13 protein-coding genes and 2 pseudogenes are annotated in these 16,138 nt (G+C 67.9%); 6 read left to right on the forward strand and 9 right to left on the reverse strand.

Annotated elements, in window-relative coordinates; all coding sequences use genetic code 11:
• Positions 1-30: 30 nt before the first annotated feature.
• The 6 genes and pseudogenes from EJ357_RS37855 to EJ357_RS37880 all read right to left on the reverse strand — a co-directional run bounded on the left by EJ357_RS37855 (position 31) and on the right by EJ357_RS37880 (position 7,495).
• The gene (locus tag EJ357_RS37855) at positions 31-420 is read right to left on the reverse strand and encodes a ribonuclease domain-containing protein (protein ID WP_126396174.1); all 390 of its coding nucleotides are present in this window, start codon (positions 418-420) and stop codon (positions 31-33) included.
• 305 nt (positions 421-725) lie between these two features.
• Positions 726-2,363, reverse strand: coding sequence for a UvrD-helicase domain-containing protein (locus EJ357_RS37860; RefSeq protein WP_126396175.1), 1,638 nt, complete (start codon positions 2,361-2,363; stop codon positions 726-728).
• A complete protein-coding gene (locus EJ357_RS37865) occupies positions 2,351-4,042 on the reverse strand; it encodes an ATP-dependent nuclease (protein ID WP_228472733.1) in 1,692 nt (563 codons plus the stop codon). Before EJ357_RS37865 ends, EJ357_RS37860 begins: the two co-directional genes overlap by 13 nt.
• Positions 3,996-4,973: pseudogene (locus tag EJ357_RS37870) on the reverse strand (IS481 family transposase); the annotation flags it as partial. The pseudogene EJ357_RS37870 and the gene EJ357_RS37865, both read right to left, overlap by 47 nt.
• A gap of 189 nt (positions 4,974-5,162) precedes the next feature.
• On the reverse strand, positions 5,163-6,107 hold the full coding sequence (locus tag EJ357_RS37875) for an NmrA/HSCARG family protein (RefSeq protein ID WP_126396176.1): 945 nt from the start codon (positions 6,105-6,107) through the stop codon (positions 5,163-5,165).
• A 482-nt stretch (positions 6,108-6,589) separates the two neighbouring features.
• Positions 6,590-7,495, reverse strand: a complete 906-nt coding sequence (locus EJ357_RS37880; protein ID WP_126396177.1) for an alpha/beta hydrolase family protein — start codon at positions 7,493-7,495, stop codon at positions 6,590-6,592.
• 159 nt (positions 7,496-7,654) lie between these two features.
• Between EJ357_RS37880 and EJ357_RS37885 the strand changes: the two genes are divergently transcribed.
• Positions 7,655-8,524 (forward strand): helix-turn-helix transcriptional regulator, encoded by an 870-nt coding sequence (locus tag EJ357_RS37885; RefSeq protein WP_126396178.1) that lies wholly within the window; start codon positions 7,655-7,657, stop codon positions 8,522-8,524.
• 197 nt (positions 8,525-8,721) lie between these two features.
• Positions 8,722-9,675, forward strand: coding sequence for an IS481 family transposase (locus EJ357_RS37890; RefSeq protein WP_126396179.1), 954 nt, complete (start codon positions 8,722-8,724; stop codon positions 9,673-9,675).
• A 5-nt stretch (positions 9,676-9,680) separates the two neighbouring features.
• Here EJ357_RS37890 and EJ357_RS37895 read toward each other — a convergent pair whose 3' ends face one another.
• Complete coding sequence (locus tag EJ357_RS37895; protein WP_323377653.1) at positions 9,681-10,250, reverse strand: helix-turn-helix domain-containing protein; 570 nt, start codon at positions 10,248-10,250, stop codon at positions 9,681-9,683.
• Positions 10,247-11,338, reverse strand: coding sequence for a helix-turn-helix domain-containing protein (locus EJ357_RS37900; RefSeq protein WP_228472734.1), 1,092 nt, complete (start codon positions 11,336-11,338; stop codon positions 10,247-10,249). The genes EJ357_RS37895 and EJ357_RS37900 overlap by 4 nt, the downstream gene beginning before the upstream one ends.
• A gap of 822 nt (positions 11,339-12,160) precedes the next feature.
• Between EJ357_RS37900 and EJ357_RS37905 the strand changes: the two are divergent.
• Positions 12,161-12,298, forward strand: a pseudogene (locus EJ357_RS37905) (ribonuclease domain-containing protein); the annotation flags it as partial.
• Positions 12,299-12,360: 62 nt separating this feature from the next.
• On the opposite strand, the gene EJ357_RS37910 reads toward EJ357_RS37905, so the two are convergent.
• Positions 12,361-12,561, reverse strand: coding sequence for a hypothetical protein (locus EJ357_RS37910; RefSeq protein WP_126396181.1), 201 nt, complete (start codon positions 12,559-12,561; stop codon positions 12,361-12,363).
• A gap of 212 nt (positions 12,562-12,773) precedes the next feature.
• Here EJ357_RS37910 and EJ357_RS37915 point away from each other — a divergent pair, with 212 nt between their 5' ends.
• From EJ357_RS37915 to EJ357_RS37925, 3 genes are all read left to right on the forward strand, one after another.
• Positions 12,774-14,027 carry a sensor histidine kinase gene (locus EJ357_RS37915; RefSeq protein WP_126396182.1) on the forward strand — a complete coding sequence of 418 codons (1,254 nt, stop codon included), beginning with the start codon at positions 12,774-12,776 and terminating at the stop codon, positions 14,025-14,027.
• Positions 14,028-14,201: 174 nt separating this feature from the next.
• The gene (locus EJ357_RS37920; RefSeq protein ID WP_126396183.1) at positions 14,202-14,882 is read left to right on the forward strand and encodes a response regulator; all 681 of its coding nucleotides are present in this window, start codon (positions 14,202-14,204) and stop codon (positions 14,880-14,882) included.
• A 44-nt stretch (positions 14,883-14,926) separates the two neighbouring features.
• Positions 14,927-16,108: a cytochrome P450 family protein gene (locus EJ357_RS37925; protein ID WP_126396184.1), complete on the forward strand. Its 1,182-nt coding sequence runs from the start codon at positions 14,927-14,929 to the stop codon at positions 16,106-16,108.
• Positions 16,109-16,138 lie beyond the last annotated feature (30 nt).

The following is a 16,138-nucleotide window of genomic DNA, read 5'->3' on the forward strand; positions in this document are numbered from 1 at the left end:
CGCTGTACCTCGGACTGAGTCGTGGGGGACTCAGCAGCCGTAGTTGATCAGATCGAAGGACTCGTAGTGGTCGGCCGTGTAGTAGTCCTCCCGAGTCTCCTCACCGGTGACGATGCGGCGCGCGCCGCGTGTGGAGGAGCCCGGCGTGATCACGGTGTACTCGTGATAGTAGCCAGAGGACTGACTTGGCAGGATGCCTTCCCGGTTCTGGAAGACGGTCCCGTCCTGGGAGTACGGGTAGGGGCCGCCCTGCTCGATCAGGTCCAGGGTGTCGTACGCCTGGGAGGGCAGGTCGCTGTAGCAGATGCTGCCGACCGCGGCGGCTGCGGGGGAAGCCGTGGCGACGGTTCCGCCGACGAGGAGGGCGGACAGGACGGCGGCTGCGGCGCCGATGCGAGTGATTCGTGGGGGGAATCTCATGCCTTCATGATGACGCGCGTAGACAGTGGCATGTCAATGACAACTCCGGAGATTTTCCCGTCAAGTCCGATGAGTTTTCGCGGAGTTAACTTGTGGCCGAGTGTCACCACGCCGTCCTCACAGACGGCTGTACTGCCCGGTGACGTACCAACGGAGCCGCTCGACCTCCACGCCCCGAGCAGGGCCGATACCTGGCGCTGGCGCGCGGCTACTCACCTGCGGAACAAGAGTCAGGTCGCCCCTCGGCGGCCTGCGCTGCACGTGCCAGCGTGCGGGATGTGCAACTGGTAGGACTGGTACGTAGTTCACGGGTGGATGGTGCCCGACTCGAACCAGGCGTGGAGCGTGGACTTTGCTCCGTCCGGGAGATCGTCGATGAACACGACGGCCAGGCCGCGCTGGGCTCGGGAGCAGCAGACGTAGAACAGGTTGCGTGAGCGTTCGGTGCGGTCGGGTTTGTCGGTGCCGGCGAGCATCTTGCCGATGCTGTACCTGTTCCAGGCGCGGTCGTCGACCACCACTACGACGTTTTCGAATTCGTCACCCTTGACGCCGTGCTGGGTCGAGAACGGGGTGAGTTCATCGATGAAGTGGGTGATGCTGATGACCTCACGGTAGGACACGGTGCGGAGGTTGTGGGAGAAGTCCGCTCGTCGCTGGTCGCGCTCGTCCAGGTTTGTTGCGGATCTCCGGTGTTCCAGGTCCTTGAGCTTTCCTGGCAGGGCTAGGAGATGGCCGTCGGCCATCAGATCGAGCACCTCGCCGATGGTGCCGGTTGTGCGTACGGCGTCGAGTGCACGGATCGCGTCACTGATCGCGCGTTTGTGGGCGTGACGGGTGATCCGGGTCCGTCCCTCGTCCAGCAGCTCGGTCAGCTCGGCGAAGTCGTTGTTGTGGAACGCGGTGCTTACGGCTTCGACGCGTGTGAGGTACTGGATGTACGGCTCGTTGCGGGCCATGAGGTCGTCGGGGCCGTAGCGGCCCAGCTTTCGGTACTGTTCCAGGAGGTTCGCGTACTCCAGGGTGCCGGCTATCCCTCGGTGGGTGAGCAGCAGGTACTTGGAGTTCTCCCGGGTCCAGCCGTTCCGGGCCAGGACTGCTTCGGCGGCGGTGAGTCGCTCAGGGCCGGCTGGGGTGCTGCTGTTGAGGAAGAGGTGGACTTCGCCGGTCTGCTGCTCGCCGACGGCATCCTGGGTGAGCTCGGGACGCATCCGGTTGAGCACCTCGACGACCGGAGGCGAGCACCGGTAGTTCTCGTGCTTGGTGATCTCGGTGAGGAGACCGGGCCGTTTTACCGCTCCGACTCCGGACTCGTAGATCTTCTGCATGGAGTCGCCGAAGAGGCCGACCACGCATTTCTCGCGGCCTGCGCCTGCCAGGTGGTCCCGCAGCAGCTGGATCGTCTTGGGTGAGGTGTCCTGGTACTCGTCGACAAGGATGGCCGGGTACTTGCTGGTGATGATGCGTACGAGTTTGGGGTGGGCCGTGACGAGACGCAGCGACAGCGCGATGACGTCGTCGTGGGAGATGCGCCCCTCGTGCAGCCTGCGCCCGCGGTCGGAATACTCGATGGCGGGAGGATCGGTGACGTCATCAAGGTCTTCTGGTTTGGACAGGTCCTTGTTGTAGTCGAGGATTTGCTGCCAGAGCTCATGCTGGTACGGCTGGATGACACTCCACAGGAATTCGTGGATGGTGTCGACATCGACGAGCGGATCTGCGGCGATGCGTTCGTGGATCTTCTTCTTTGCGACGTTGGTGTAGGTGATGCAGGCGATCCGCCGGCCGTGTGCTTCCAGGTCTGCACGGCGGTGGGTCAGGAGGTGCTGCAGGGCGCGTACCAGGGTGGTCGTCTTGCCGGCGCCGGCCCCTGCTTCGACGAGGAAGCTGCGCCGGGCTTCCAGTTCGGTGGCGACGGCTTCGAGGGTGTCTAGGCGAGCCACTGCAGTCCTTCGGCGATGTAGCGGGGAACGGCCCAGTCCTCCAGGAGCATGACGTCGAAGGCGAAGTCCGTTTTGTGGTCGCTGAGTTGCTGTGCGATGTCGTAGGCCTTGGCTTCGATGTCGTCGGCGGTGGGGTCGGCCCCGACTTCCTTGACGAAGGCCGCCTTCAAGGCGAGCTGGCGAAAGCCACGTACGAGGGACTCTGCGTTGGCGATGATGAAGGCGTCCTCGAAGCTCCGCGCGCAGGCTCCCGAATCCTTCTCCGGGATCTGGTAGGCGACGCGGACGTGTCCTTGCTCCTTGTCAGCCGGGTCGGTGGCGAGCAGCTCGGCGATGCTGGACTTTGCGGGCAGCCAGGTCTTGAGCGTCGTATTCGAGGTGACCGTCTGCCCCTGGCCGGGTGGGCAGGCCTTGCGGTGCTTCGGGCACACGGAGTCGATGTCGGTGATGACGAGTGTCTTGACGTTCAGGAAGGCGAGCAGTTCCCGGAAGCGGACAGCGTAGGCGTCGCCGACCTCGATGACCGATACGTACTGGTGCAGAAGCCCCTTGGCACACCGCCGGACCATCTCCGGCAGGATCAGCCGTTCGGCGGTGCCCTCGATCAGGATCACCTTGTCCGCGAAGAACATGTCACACCGGTGCAAGACCATGTACTGGCGCAGGAAGCGCAGGGTCTCGTCACCCTGTGGAGTGGCCTTCACATTGGCCTCGAAGGTCGAGAGGTCCTTGACCGTGAGCTGCGGATCGGAACGGTCGAAGTAGCGCACCGTGTGGAAGCCGCTGCTGGCAACGATGTGGGAGGAGTGCGTGGTGATGACCACCTGCACCTTCCAGCCCGTCTTACGGTCAATGAAGTCCTGGATGTTCTTGATGAACGTCTCCTGCATCTGGGGATGCAGATGGGCTTCGGGCTCCTCGATGAACAGCACCTGCAGCGCCGGTTTGGGCGTGGTGCGCTCATAGGTCTGGTGAAAGCTGATGACCTGCAGGATCGTAAAGATCAGCTTGCTGTAGCCCAGCCCATTGTGCCCTTCGGGAATATGGAAGTCGTCGTCCCCGGATGGGTACTGGATGCGGGTACTGCCGCGCAGAATGCCGGAGGCCTCGATGAGGGAGACGATGCGGGGCTTCTGGACCGGGGTGATGGTGCCCACCCCGAAGGTGCGCAGGTCCTCAAAGATCGGGTCGAACAGCGTGGCGTAGTTGTCGTCGAGCTGCTGCGAGGCGGACGCCAGAGCTGTCTCGATCTGCTCGATGCTCTGGTGACGGTCCTCCTGCCCGCTGTTGACCTTGTAGTAGGCCTCGAACGTCTTCGACAACGTGCGGGCCTTGTCGCTCGGTGTGTCATCCATCTTGGTCTGCGCGTAGACGAACTTGACCGACAGGATGGACTCGGCGGCGCCGCGCTTGATCTCCTTGGGAACGTTCTCGTCCAAGGGGCTGACCGCGCGATAGGCCGGGGCGAAGTAGTCCGAGAAGTTCTTGCGCAGCCACTTGATGCGATCAAACTGCTCCCGCTGGCTGGCCGACCAGAAGTCCTTGAGGAACTCGTGCGGGCGTGCGACCTCTAGCGCCGCTTCGATCTTGACCTCGAAGCAGGTGTCGTCCAGGTCGAGGATCACACCCGTTGTATTGACCCGCAGGGTTGTTGACTCGACTGATGGGCGGCTGACCACCGAGCGCGGTGTGGCTGCGGTGGTGGTTGTATGTGTGGATGAATTCCGCCAAGGCGTCGGTGCGTTCGGCATTGCTGGAGTACGGGCGTACATAGGCCCACTCATCGAGCAGGGTGCGATTCAGGCGCTCGACCTTGCCGTTCGTTTGCGGGCGGTAGGGGCGGGTGCGTTTGTGAACGATGCCGGCATCGCTCAAGATCTGCGCGAACACCTTGGACCTGTAGCAGGAGCCGTTGTCGGTGAGGCCTCGCTCGACGGTGATTCCGTGCCCGGCGAAGAAGGAGTTGGCGCGCTCCCAGAAGGCTGCGGCGGTCTCCTTACGCTCGTCGGTCAAGGCTTCGCTGTAGGCGAGCCGGGAGTGGTCGTCTACGGCTGTGTGGACGAAGCTGTAGCCGATCACGGGACTGCCGCCCTTGCGGACCTCGGTTGTGGCCTGTCAGTTGCCAGCAGCCTGCTGGCGGGGCACGATCCGGTGCCCGCCGCCGTCAGGGATGTTGCCAAGTTTCTTGATGTCGACGTGGACCAGTTCGCCTGCGCGTTCGCGTTCGTAGCGGCGGATGACCTGGCCGGTGGGTCGGTCCAACCAGCGCAGACGGTTCAGGTTGTACCGGGTAAGAACTCGGTGGACGGTCGAGGTGGGCAGTCCCAGAATCGGGCCGATCCTCGCTGGGCCGAGCTTTCGTTCACGCCGCAGCTCGCAGATGCGGGCCTCGACGTCGGCGGGAGTGCGGTGGGGAGTGGTCCGTGGCCGACTGGGGCGGTCGTACAGGCCGGCGTCGCCTTCGGCTTTCCAGCGGCGGGCCCACTTGTGGGCTGTAGCACGGGAGATGCCCATCTCATCGGCCACGTGGGCGATGGGCCTGCCGCCTCGGACCCGGTCGACGAGGAGCCGTCTGCCGTGGACGGTCAGCCGGGCGTTGGGGTGGGACAAGAAGACCTCTGCGGTGATGTGTGCGGGGGATGTCGCCGGTTACCGCGGACACGCCACTGGACCCGGCTTCGGGCGGGTCGCAGTCATGAGGGGTGCAATCGAGATGCGTGGAGCCGGGACGTTCGCGTCGCTGCCGCGGCGGCCGTGGAGATCCTCGGGCCGTTCGGGCGGCCCGAGGATGACATCGGTTCAGTTCACGTGCGCGATGTTGTCGGCCAACCAGTCGTCGAAGCTCTTGAGCGCGGGGTTGAGCTGCCGTGCCGTGGTCAGGTCGCGGGCCCCGGTGAATTCCCGGTCGAAGTCGCCGTAGTACTGGAACATGTTGCCGACCTCGTCGGCGGCCGGGACGTCGAGGGAGCGGAAGACGTCGTAGGGCACCGCCTGGAAGCGCACCGGCTCGCCGAGCGCGGCCGCGAACTTCTCCGCGTACTGCGCCCCGGTCAGGTGGTCGCCTGCCAGGCCGATGGTCTCGCCGATGAACCGCTCGCCACTATTGAGCACGGCGAATGCGGTGCGGCCGATGTCCTCGACGTCCACCCCGGCGAGCAGCTTGCCGTCCTCGAGGGGCAGGGCAAGGGTCAGCACGCCGTCCTCGCCGCGCCGGGGAGCGAAGTTACGCTGGAAGCCCTGGAAGAAGAAGGTGGTGTTCAGGAAGGTCGTGGGGACCCCGGCCTGCCGGAACAGTTCGTTCGCCGCGCCCTTGGCGTCGAAGTGCGGCACGTTGTACTCACCCTGGAGGACGGGCATCCGGTCGTCCTCCAGGGGAAGCAGCTCGCGGGTGTCCTCGAGCGTCGACCAGACCACGTGCCGAAGGCCCGTCGCCTTGGCGGCCCGCACCAGAGCGTTGATCTCCTCGGTCTCCCTCGCCGCCGAGCCGTGGGCCCAGAAGTTGGTGACCAGGAAGGCACCGTAGGCGCCCTCGAATGCTTTGTGCACGCTCGGTTCGTTGTCGAAGTCGGCCCGAACGACCTCGGCACCACGTGCGGCGAGTTCCCTGGCCGCGGGCGAATCGGGATTCCTGGTGAGGGCGCGCACTGCGAAACCCGCATCAGGGTCGGCGAGGATCGCCCGGGCGGCACCGCCACCCTGGCCTCCCGTGGCGCCGGTGACCGCGATGATCTTCTTGCGGTTCATGGCTGCTTCTCCTTCGAAGCATCAAGTTGATGCTCCAGCTCAACTGAATTGCGGCCGATGCCTTCAGCTCTCGGCCAGCGGTGCTTACTGCTGGATGAAACGGAGCGGCACCGCCTCCTCGGCGACTCCGGTGGCCTTGGCTTCCGAGCGGAATTCGCCGTCACTCAGTGCTGCAACACTGGTGCACCACAGCTGTGGTCAGGTCGTGAGTGCTGGCGTTTCGCCGTCACCGGCGACAACCTGGACGGCTGCACGCAATGCGTCGAGCCGGTCAGGTCATAAGCAGGATCAAGGTGGCCAGGCGTGGTGTTAGCCGGCCGCGGGCCCGGCGGTGAGGGTGGTGGCGGACAAGGGCCACTCGTCCCGCAGGATCCTGGCCTACCTGCGCAGACTCGGCCCGCTCCAGGAGGGCCCACGGTCGGTGTTGCCGCCAAGGGTGGTGCGGGAGCGGGACGGAAACGGACCGGGAGGGTGCCTCGGGTTCAGTCCACGTGCTTGTCGAACCATTCGACCAGCTGCTCGGGGTGCTCGGAGAAGTAGTTGTAGCCGTCCCAGCGCCGGGTGCTGCCCTCGATCCAGAACAGCTTCTTGTCGCCTACAGGGACGGCGTCGAAGATCGCCTGCACGTCGGAGGGCTTGGTCAGTGCGTCGTCATGCACCTGGGTGATGAAGGTGGGCACCTGGCAGTTCTTGGCGTACTCGATCGGCGACACCTCGTCGATGGTGAAGCTGAGGTTGAGTTCCACCTCCCGGTCCACGGCCTCGAACTGGTCCGCGATCCCCATCGCTTCCAGGTTGCGCTCGACCATCGCGCGCATCGAGATCGGCTGGATGGCGACCAGGGCGTGCACGTCCGCGAAGAGCTCCGGATGCCGGTTCATCGCCATGAACGTGGCATTGGCGCCCATGCAGCGGCTGAGCAGGCCCACCTTCATGGTGGCCGCGTCGGGGCGGGACCTGGCGTACCGCAGCGAGCCGGCCACGTCGCGGGACTCGAACTGGCCCCAGGTGAAGATGAAGCCGTTGGCGTCGCCGCTCTGGCCATGGTTGCGTGCGTCGTAGGTCAGCACGTTGTACCCGGCCTCATGCAGGTGCTGGTACTCGCGCATGTAGTTGACCTCGATGGTGTTGCCGGGGACGAACTGCCACGGGGGCAGGTGCGAGGGGAAGCCGTAGCGGTTCATGGGCATCGGGTGGTTGGCGATGATCAGCTTGTCCGAGCCCGGGCAGGGAATCCACCACGCTTCCAGCGGGGTGCCGTCCAGGGACGGGAACGTGACGTCCTCGTACGCCATCCCGTACTCGTCCGGCGTGTGCAGGATCGGCGCACGCACCGGGCTGCTGAGGCCCTTCGCCAGACCCTTGACCATCTCCGAAATATCCGCCATGACAGTATCTCTTTCTGTTTCTCGGTGAGATCATCTGGTATTTCCTTCGGCTATAAGAACGTAACTTTCGGGCTGGGGAGAAGCCACTGGTGAAAGGTGTACTGGCAGGGCACCCCTCATTCAGGGATGGCTCCGAGATGTCGCCCTAATCTGGAAACCGTGGACAATGCAGCCGAGACCCGGGAGTTTCTGACCTCCCGCCGCGCCAGGATCAGCCCGCAGCAGGCGGGGTTGCCCGCCCATGGCCCCCGTCGGGTACCGGGACTGCGGCGCGCCGAGGTCGCGCAGCTCGCCGGCGTCAGCGTCGAGTACTACGCGCGGCTGGAGCGCGGTGACCTGTCCGGAGTCTCTGAGCAGGTCCTTGACGCCCTCGCTCGGGCGCTGCGGTTGAGTGAGGACGACCGCACCCATCTCGAGGATCTTGCCCGTGCCGCCGGTCAGGGACGGCGACGCCGACGCCGGGCGGTCGCCGCCTCGGTGCGGCCGAACCTGCAGCGTCTCCTGGACTCCATGGCCTGCCCGGCGTTCGTCCTGAACGGCCGTGGTGACGTCCTGGCCGCCAACAGCCTCGGCCGTGCCCTGTACGCCCCCATGATCGAAGCTGCCGGGGGAGCCACCCCCAACCATGGCCGGTTCATATTCCTGGACCCCCGCTCCCGCCAGTTCTGGGGCGACTGGGAAAGCGCCGCCGACAACCTGGTCGCTCTCCTGCACGCCCAGGCCGGCCGCGACCCCTACGACAAGGACCTCACCGACCTCATCGGTGAGCTGTCCACCCGCAGTGACGATTTCCGTACCCGCTGGGCCGGCCACGACGTCCGCCAGTACCACCAGGGCGCCAAAGCCATCCACCACCCCCTGGTCGGCACCCTTCACCTCGCCTACGAATCCCTCGACCTGCCCGCCGACGGCCTCATCCTGTTCGCCTACGGCGCCGAGCCGGGCAGCGACTCCGAAGACGCCCTGCGCATCCTCGCCAGCTGGGCCGCCGACCACGATCCCGACCCAGCCGCGCACCCGCACCGATAGCAGCCGGGCGTTGGGCCGACGCCCTCGCGTGGGACCGACGTCGCGCGACAAGGGCAGCTCCCGCTCCCGTCAGTCCATCACTACGACGAGCGGTGCCATCAAGTTCCCGGGCCCGGCATACCTGTTCGCTGCGGAGAGCAGCCAGGTGCCCCGTCGACCTCGACACGCTGACGCGCCAGTCCTGAGGACCTGCTGGGATCGAGAACACTGTCAACAACGCTCGTGGTCACTACAGGCTGCTCGTCGAACGCGTCCGTGCCGGCCGCCCGGTTGCGCATGTCGCGGCCGAGATGGGCATCTCACGCGTCACGGCCCACAAGTGGATCCGCCGCTGGCGGGCAGAAGGTGAACCAGGGCTGCACGACCGCTCCAGTCGCCCGGTGACGACACCCCACCGCACCGCGGCCGCCATGGGGGCCCGGGTGTGCCGACTGCGCCAGGACCGCAAGCTCGGACCCGCCCGCCTCGGCCCGATCCTGGGCCTGCCCGCCTCGACCGTGCACCGCATCCTGACCCGGCACGGCCTGAACCGGCTGGCGTTCATGGACCGGCCCACCGGACAGGTCATCCGCCGCTACGAACGCGCCCGGCCCGGCGAGCTGGTCCACATCGACGTCAAGAAACTCGGCCGGATCCCCGACGGCGGCGGCCACAGGACGCTCGGCCGCCAGGCCGGCCGGGCCACCCGCGGCGGCATGGGCTTCGACTACATCCACTCCGCCGTCGACGACCACACCCGCCTCGCCTACAGCGAGATCCACGCGGACGAGAAGGCCACCACCTGCGCCGGCTTCCTCACCCGCGCCGCCGCGTTCTTCCACACACACGGCATCACCCGCATCGAGCACGTGCTCACCGACAACGCCTGGGCCTACCGCAAGAGCCTGGCCTGGAAAGAAGCCCTCGCCCGGATCGGCGCCACCGGCAAACTGACCCGCATCTACCGGCCCCAGACCAACGGCAAGGTCGAACGCTTCAACCGCACCCTGCTCGAGGAATGGGCCTACCTGCGGCCCTACACCAGCAACACCGAACGCACCGCAGCCCTCGACAGCTTCCTGCACACCTACAACTACCATCGCTGCCACACCGCACTCGGCGGCCACCCACCGATCACCCGCGTCAACAACCCTGCGGGTCAATACATCTAGGGCGCTCATGAGCGCTTCCTCGGGGCGCGGGCCGGGCCGTGGTTGTGCTTGGGGCGCATGCGTGTGCCCGCCAGGTGCAGGAGCCGGTACACGGTGCCGACGGAGTAGCTGCACTCCTCGGCCAGGTCCGGCACCGTGGCGCCGGCCTCGTACCGCGCCCGCAGGGACAACGCGAGCTTCATGCGCCGTGCGGCATGGGCTGCGGAACGGATGCGCAGCGTCTGCTGAGTGGTACGGGGCGTGCCCCCGGCCTCGATCAACAGCCGCCGCGCCACACGTCGCGTCACCGACCCCGCCACAGCCAACTCCGCGAGCGTGGCGCCCTGTTGCTCGTAGAGGCGGCGCAGGCGAGCCGCGAGGTTGCGGCGGGCTTGCCCGTCGCGCAGCCTGCGCGTCTGCCACGAGGTACGCATCACGGTCCCGGCCTCGCGCAGACGGTTGAGGACCGTGCCGTACGACAGACCGCTCGTGGCGACGAGTTCGGCGACCGTGGCACCCAACTCGTACTGCTCACGCAGACCTTGAGGAGTGACCGATTCACTCTCGACATCGATAGGTGGAGGCTGTGGAGTCACGCGGCGGAGTTCCATTCCCTGAGGGCTTCGGCATGGGCAGCGGCCAGCTCGTCGTAACTGCGCTGGTCAGCAGGGGTGATGAGGATCAGTCGGCCATCGGTGGCCAGGCGCCAATCGGCGGCAGCCCGACCGGTGACCGGGTCGAGGACGCTCCCGCCCGGCGTCTGCCACGCGGACGGGACTTCATCGGGCCGCGGTGCCGGAACCAGGACCTGGCGCCCGTCGCGGACGATCACAACGGCCTTGCTGCGGTGCTCCGCGAACCGGTCCAGCGCCTCCCGGTACGCCGCCCGCTCGGCTGTGTGCAGAGTCCTGCGGCGGACCGCGACGCCCGCCGTGGCGTAGCACTGGGCGATGCCGTCCCAGCCCTCAGCCGGCCGTGCACCCAGTTCCGAGGCCGCGTCCTGAGAGCTGTTACCGAAGCCCTCCACGGCGTGGGGAGCGAGGGTCCAGGTCTCGCCCTCGTGGTGCACCAGACCGTGGTCGGCCAGGCGCCGCAGGGTCCGGTAGGCAGTGGCGCGGGACACGGAGGCCGTACCGACAAGATCGCTGACCGTCTGAGCGGGCCGGACGTGCAGCGCCCCGATGATCACGAGGGCGGAGCTGCCAAGGCCGCGGTGGGCGAAGGCGTCGTGGCCCATCAGGCGGGCGATGACGGTCGAGTCGATGTCGGCCGTCATGGCCGTCTCAGGGGTGGTCCACTCCTCAAGTGCCAGGTCGGGGGGGTACTGAGTGGTCCAGAAACGAGACAGTGAGGCGGAGCCACGACGGCCACCGGCGCTGCCGTGGTCGAGGTACCAGGTGGAGCCCTCCCGGCCGTGACCGACCCGCAGCCGCCGCAGCCAGCCCCCAGGCTTGAGAACGGTCTCGTAGACCACGCGCAGCGTCGTCCGCGAGATCCCTGCTTCCTCCGCGGTCTGCCGTTCGCTGGCGTGGTGCAGCGGGCCACCGGCAATCTCGGCGAAGTTCAGATGGGCCCGCAGCACCCGTAGCGCGGTCCGTCCCCGCTCGCCGGGCCAGGGCGTGGTCTCGATGCGGTCCCGCAGTGCGGCGAGAACCTCGTAGGCGTGGTGACGAGAGTCCAGCACCCGGGTTCCGGCGACCACAGCTGTCGCGCTGGCCCACACCCGGCGGATGTAGTCCAGGGCGCGTGCCTGCCCGAACGCAGTGCGATGTGCCGGGCGTGCCGGCCACCCTCGTGATCGGGGTGCAGCAGCAGCCGGATCAGCTCGTCGATGCTTCCGCCGGGCCGGGCGACATGGCAGGCGATCGCCGCTGTGACGCGGTGCCCGTGCTCGGCTGCCCCTGCCTGGTCGGGGCGCACGGTCACGGTCCGGCCATCGGAGCCGAGCCTGCTGTAACTGCCCGTCGCGTAGCGGCCGGTGAGATCCCCGAGCAGGACGAGTTCGGCCGCAGCCGGGCGAAGGTGGTGAAGGCCCAGTCGGCCGAACGGGTGAGGGATCTGCCGCTGTGGTTCTGCCTGATGACTGTGGTGTGGCACGGTGAGGTCGTCTCGCAAAGACAAGGGCGCCACCCAGGCCCGCTAAAACCACGGGTGATGCCCGGAACCGACCTCCAATCGGTGCCAGCGATGCCTCCAGGATTGCCGTCCTGGAGGCATTCGTATGCCTGGCCCCGCTCCGGAGGCAGGCGTCCCCATCACAACTCGACCAAGGCAGGAACAGAGAGAGCCGCCGAGGTCACCGCTCCTGATCGATCTCCGTCAACTCGGGTCCCTCAGCGGCAAGTTACAGAAGGATCGCCTCTGACTGCCTCTGAGCGACCCAGGTCGAACCGGGGTCGAATCGAGCGTTTCCCTCTGACTGCCTCCGATCGCCTCTGCAACCCGTCCTAGCAGGTCACAGCCGCTTCGACCTTCATGAGCCCAGGTCAGAGGGGTGCGGTCGGATTACCACGAGTACACGGTCATCACGCCTGGCTCCTCCACGCGCGGAGCTCGCCGGATCGTCACCGGTGAGGAGAACCAGGAGGACTACTACACGGCCGACCACTACGAGTCGTTCGACCTGGTCGACTACGGCTGCTGAGCCCCTGAAGGGCACGGTCGACGCCGCGCAGCGGCGCGATCGGCCGGAAGTCCGGTCCGAGCTCAGCCGGACTTCCGGCTCTCGGCCGCCGCGAACAGCGCGAACGCCAGCACCAGCAGTGCGACGCTCGCGTAGATCTCGAAGCCGTCGAGGAAGTCGAGTCCTTGGACGAGGCCCCAGTCCCAGTCGGTGAACTCGTTCACCAGGCCTGCGACGCCCTGCACCAGGGCGACGACTCCGAGGATCTCCAGAAACTGCTTCATGCCATGACTCTCGCCCCGCGGACCCCCCACGCCAATCGGCCGCGGGGCGAGCCATGTCCGACGGAAGTCCACGTTCCGGAGCGGCTCGCCGCGACCAGGGTCTCGGATGCCGCGACCAAGGTCTCCGACGGCGCGACCAAGGTCTCCGACGGCGCGACTTTGGTCGGCGATCACGCCCGAACGGACGCGTCGGGACCCCATACTGCGTAGATTTGTCGACCGTGAGTGGTGACAAGCAGGTGTCCGCACCGCAGGCGTTCGCGGGGCGGCGCTGGCTGCTGCCCTCGGCTCTGATCAAGGAGTTCGACCCGGACCCCGAGCGCTCCGGGCGGCCCCGGCGCACCGCGCGCGACTGGGTGGTCGACTTCACCTGCTTCCTGCTGGCCGTCTTCATCGGGCTGCTCGCCGCGGACACGATGAAGAGCGAGGACCTTCCGCCGGGCTACGCCGCCTTCGACCAGGTGGTGGGCGCGCTCTCCTGCGCCGCGGTGTGGCTGCGGCGCCGCTGGCCGGTCGGATTCGCCGTCGCGATGGTCCCGCTCGCCCTGGTGTCGAGCACCGCGGGCGGCGCGAGCATCATCGCCCTGTTCACCCTCGCCGTGCACCGGCCCTTCCGGTACGTGGCCTGGGTCGCCGGAACGTACGCGCTGCTGAACCCGGTGTACTTCCTGTACCGCCCCGAGCCCGACCTGTCGTACCTGTGGTCGGTCTTCCTGGCCTCGCTGCTGACCGTGGCAGTGGTCGGCTGGGGCATGGTCGCCCGGTCCAAACGGCAGCTCATGGTGAGCCTGCGCGACCGCGCCCGGCGTGCCGAGACGGAGGCGCGGCTGCGTGCCGAGCAGGCGCAGCGGCTCGCCCGTGAGGCCATCGCCCGGGAGATGCACGACGTCCTCGCCCATCGGCTGACCCTGCTCAGCGTGCACGCGGGCGCGCTGGAGTTCCGGCCCGACGCGCCCCGCGAGGAGATCGCGCGGGCGGCCGGTGTCATCCGGGAGAGCGCCCACGAGGCCCTCCAGGACCTGCGGGAGATCATCGGCGTGCTGCGGACGGGCGAGGGCGACGACGCCGGCCGCCCGCAGCCGACCCTCGCGGCCCTGGAGGGGCTGGTCACCGAGTCCCGCGAGGCGGGCATGAAGGTCACCCTCGACCAGCGCGTCGCCGACCCGGCCGCCGTGGCCGCCTCCGTCGGTCGCACCGCCTACCGCATCGCACAGGAGGGCCTGACCAACGCCCGCAAGCACGCTCCCGGCACGGAGGTGACGGTGACGGTGACCGGCGCACCGGGCGAGGGGCTGTCCGTGGCGGTGCGCAATCCCGCGCCCGACGGCGAGGTTCCGCATGTGCCCGGCTCGGGGCAGGGCCTGATCGGCCTGACGGAACGGGCCACGCTGACGGGCGGCCGGCTGGAGCACGGGCCGGCCGCGGACGGAGGCTTCGAATTGCGGGCCTGGCTGCCGTGGGGGTGACGCCGGGCGGTCCGGCCGCGCGGTGCCCAGGAGCCGCCCGGGTGTGGGCTGTTGCGGTTCCCGCGGTTCCGCGCCCACGCGCGCGTGCGTCACGGGATCACCGCTCGTGCCCGAGGGGCACGCTCCAGGCAGTCCGGCACCTCCACGCCGTACAACCGTGATTACGTAAGGCACATGACTGCGATCAGACTCCTCCTCGTCGACGACGACCCGCTGGTCCGGGCCGGCCTGTCCTTCATGCTGGGCGGCGCCGACGACATCGAGATCGTCGGTGAGGCGGCCGACGGCTCCGAGGTGGAGACGCTGGTCGACCGCACCCGCCCCGACGTGGTCCTGATGGACATCCGGATGCCGTCGGTCGACGGGCTCACGGCCACCGAACGGCTGCGCGGCAGGAAGGACGCCCCGCAGGTCGTGCTGCTGACCACCTTCCACGCCGACGAGCAGGTGCTGCGCGCCCTGCGCGCCGGAGCCGCCGGGTTCGTGCTCAAGGACACCCCGCCCGCCGAGATCGTCGACGCCGTGCGCCGCGTGGCGGCCGGCGACCCGGTCCTGTCGCCCACCGTGACACGCCAGTTGATGGACCACGCGGCCGGCAGCGCCGCCGACACCCGCCGCACGAGCGCGCGTGAGCGGCTCGCCGCGCTCAACGACCGCGAGCGCGAAGTCGCCGTCGTGGTGGGCCGGGGCCTGTCCAACGCCGAGATCGCCGCGGAGCTCTTCATGAGCGTCGCCACCGTCAAGACCCATGTCTCCCGCGTCCTGGCCAAGCTCGACCTCAACAACCGTGTGCAGATCGCCCTGTTGGCGTACGACGCGGGACTTCTGGAGGAACTGGAGGGCGACGGGCACTAGCGAGGCTTCCCCTGCGTTGTCGGGGTGGTGGGAAGGGGAGGGGCATGGCCGAAGTGATCGACCTGGGGGAGTTCGGGGGAGAGGGGTTCCGCGAGAACCCGCATCCTGTGTACGAGCGCCTGCGGGCAAGGGGCCCTGTGCACCGGGTCCTGCTGCCCGGCTGGCAGTCCGAGGTCTGGCTCGTCGTCGGGCACGAGGAGGCACGCGCGGCCCTCGCCGATCAGCGGCTGTCCAAGGACGGTGCCAAGATCGGCCTGAAGTCGCTCGAGGAGGAGCTGATCGGCAAGAGCCTGCTGGCCACTGATCCGCCCCAGCACACCCGGCTGCGCGGGCTCATCTCACGCGCTTTCACGATGCGCCGTGTAGAGGCACTGCGCCCGAGGGTCCGCCGGATCACCGACGACCTGCTCGACGCGATGCTGCCGCGGGGCCGCGCCGACCTCGTGGAATCGTTCGCCCACCCGCTGCCACTCACGGTCATCTGCGAACTGCTGGGCGTGCCCGATATGGACCGCGTGGAGTTCCGCAAGATGTCGACGGAGGCGATAGCGCCCACCACCCCGGGCAACGAGCTCGAGGCCTTCACCCGCCTCGGGGCGTACTTCACCGATCTGATCGAGGACAAGAGGTGCGCCGGCCCGAGCGGTGACCTGCTGAGCGACCTGATCCGCACCACGGCCGAGGACGGCGACCGGCTTTCCCCCGACGAACTGCGGGGCATGGCCTTCATCCTGCTGATCGCCGGCCATGAGACGACGGTCAACCTCATCACCAGCGGCGTCCACGCCCTGCTGACCCACCCCGACCAACTCGCCGCCCTGCGCGCCGACATGAGCCTTCTGGACGGCGCGGTGGAGGAGATGCTGCGCTACGAGGGCCCGGTGGAGACGGCGTCGTTCCGGTATGCCGCCGAGCCCCTGGCGATCGCCGGCACCCACATCGAGAAGGGCGAAGCGGTGATGGTCGGTCTCACCGCGGCCAATCGGGACGCGAGCCGCTATGCCGCTCCCGACACCTTCGACATCCGGCGCGACACTCGCGGCCACGTCGCCTTCGGCCACGGCATCCACTTCTGCCTGGGCGCACCCCTGGCCCGTCTGGAGGCCCGCACGGCGATCCGGTCGCTGCTGGAGCGTGCTCCGGACCTGGCTCCGGACGGCCCGCCGGGGGAGTGGCTGCCGGGGATGCTGGTACGCGGGGTGCGGAGTCTGCCGGTGCGCTGGTAGCTGAGCGGTGCCAAGGCCTTGTGCGACGGG

Origin of the sequence: Streptomyces cyaneochromogenes, assembly GCF_003963535.1 — a bacterium.
Classification (GTDB): Bacteria; Actinomycetota; Actinomycetes; order Streptomycetales; family Streptomycetaceae; genus Streptomyces; species Streptomyces shaanxiensis.

What these genes read in the sequence shown, in the direction of transcription:
- EJ357_RS37855 (WP_126396174.1), bottom strand. Translation starts at nt 420, where the DNA reads ATGAGATTCCCCCCACGAATCACTCGCATCGGCGCCGCAGCCGCCGTC.
- EJ357_RS37875 (WP_126396176.1), bottom strand. Translation starts at nt 6,107, where the DNA reads ATGAACCGCAAGAAGATCATCGCGGTCACCGGCGCCACGGGAGGCCAG.
- EJ357_RS37880 (WP_126396177.1), bottom strand. Translation starts at nt 7,495, where the DNA reads ATGGCGGATATTTCGGAGATGGTCAAGGGTCTGGCGAAGGGCCTCAGC.
- EJ357_RS37910 (WP_126396181.1), bottom strand. Translation starts at nt 12,561, where the DNA reads ATGAAGCAGTTTCTGGAGATCCTCGGAGTCGTCGCCCTGGTGCAGGGC.
- EJ357_RS37920 (WP_126396183.1), top strand. Translation starts at nt 14,202, where the DNA reads ATGACTGCGATCAGACTCCTCCTCGTCGACGACGACCCGCTGGTCCGG.
- EJ357_RS37925 (WP_126396184.1), top strand. Translation starts at nt 14,927, where the DNA reads ATGGCCGAAGTGATCGACCTGGGGGAGTTCGGGGGAGAGGGGTTCCGC.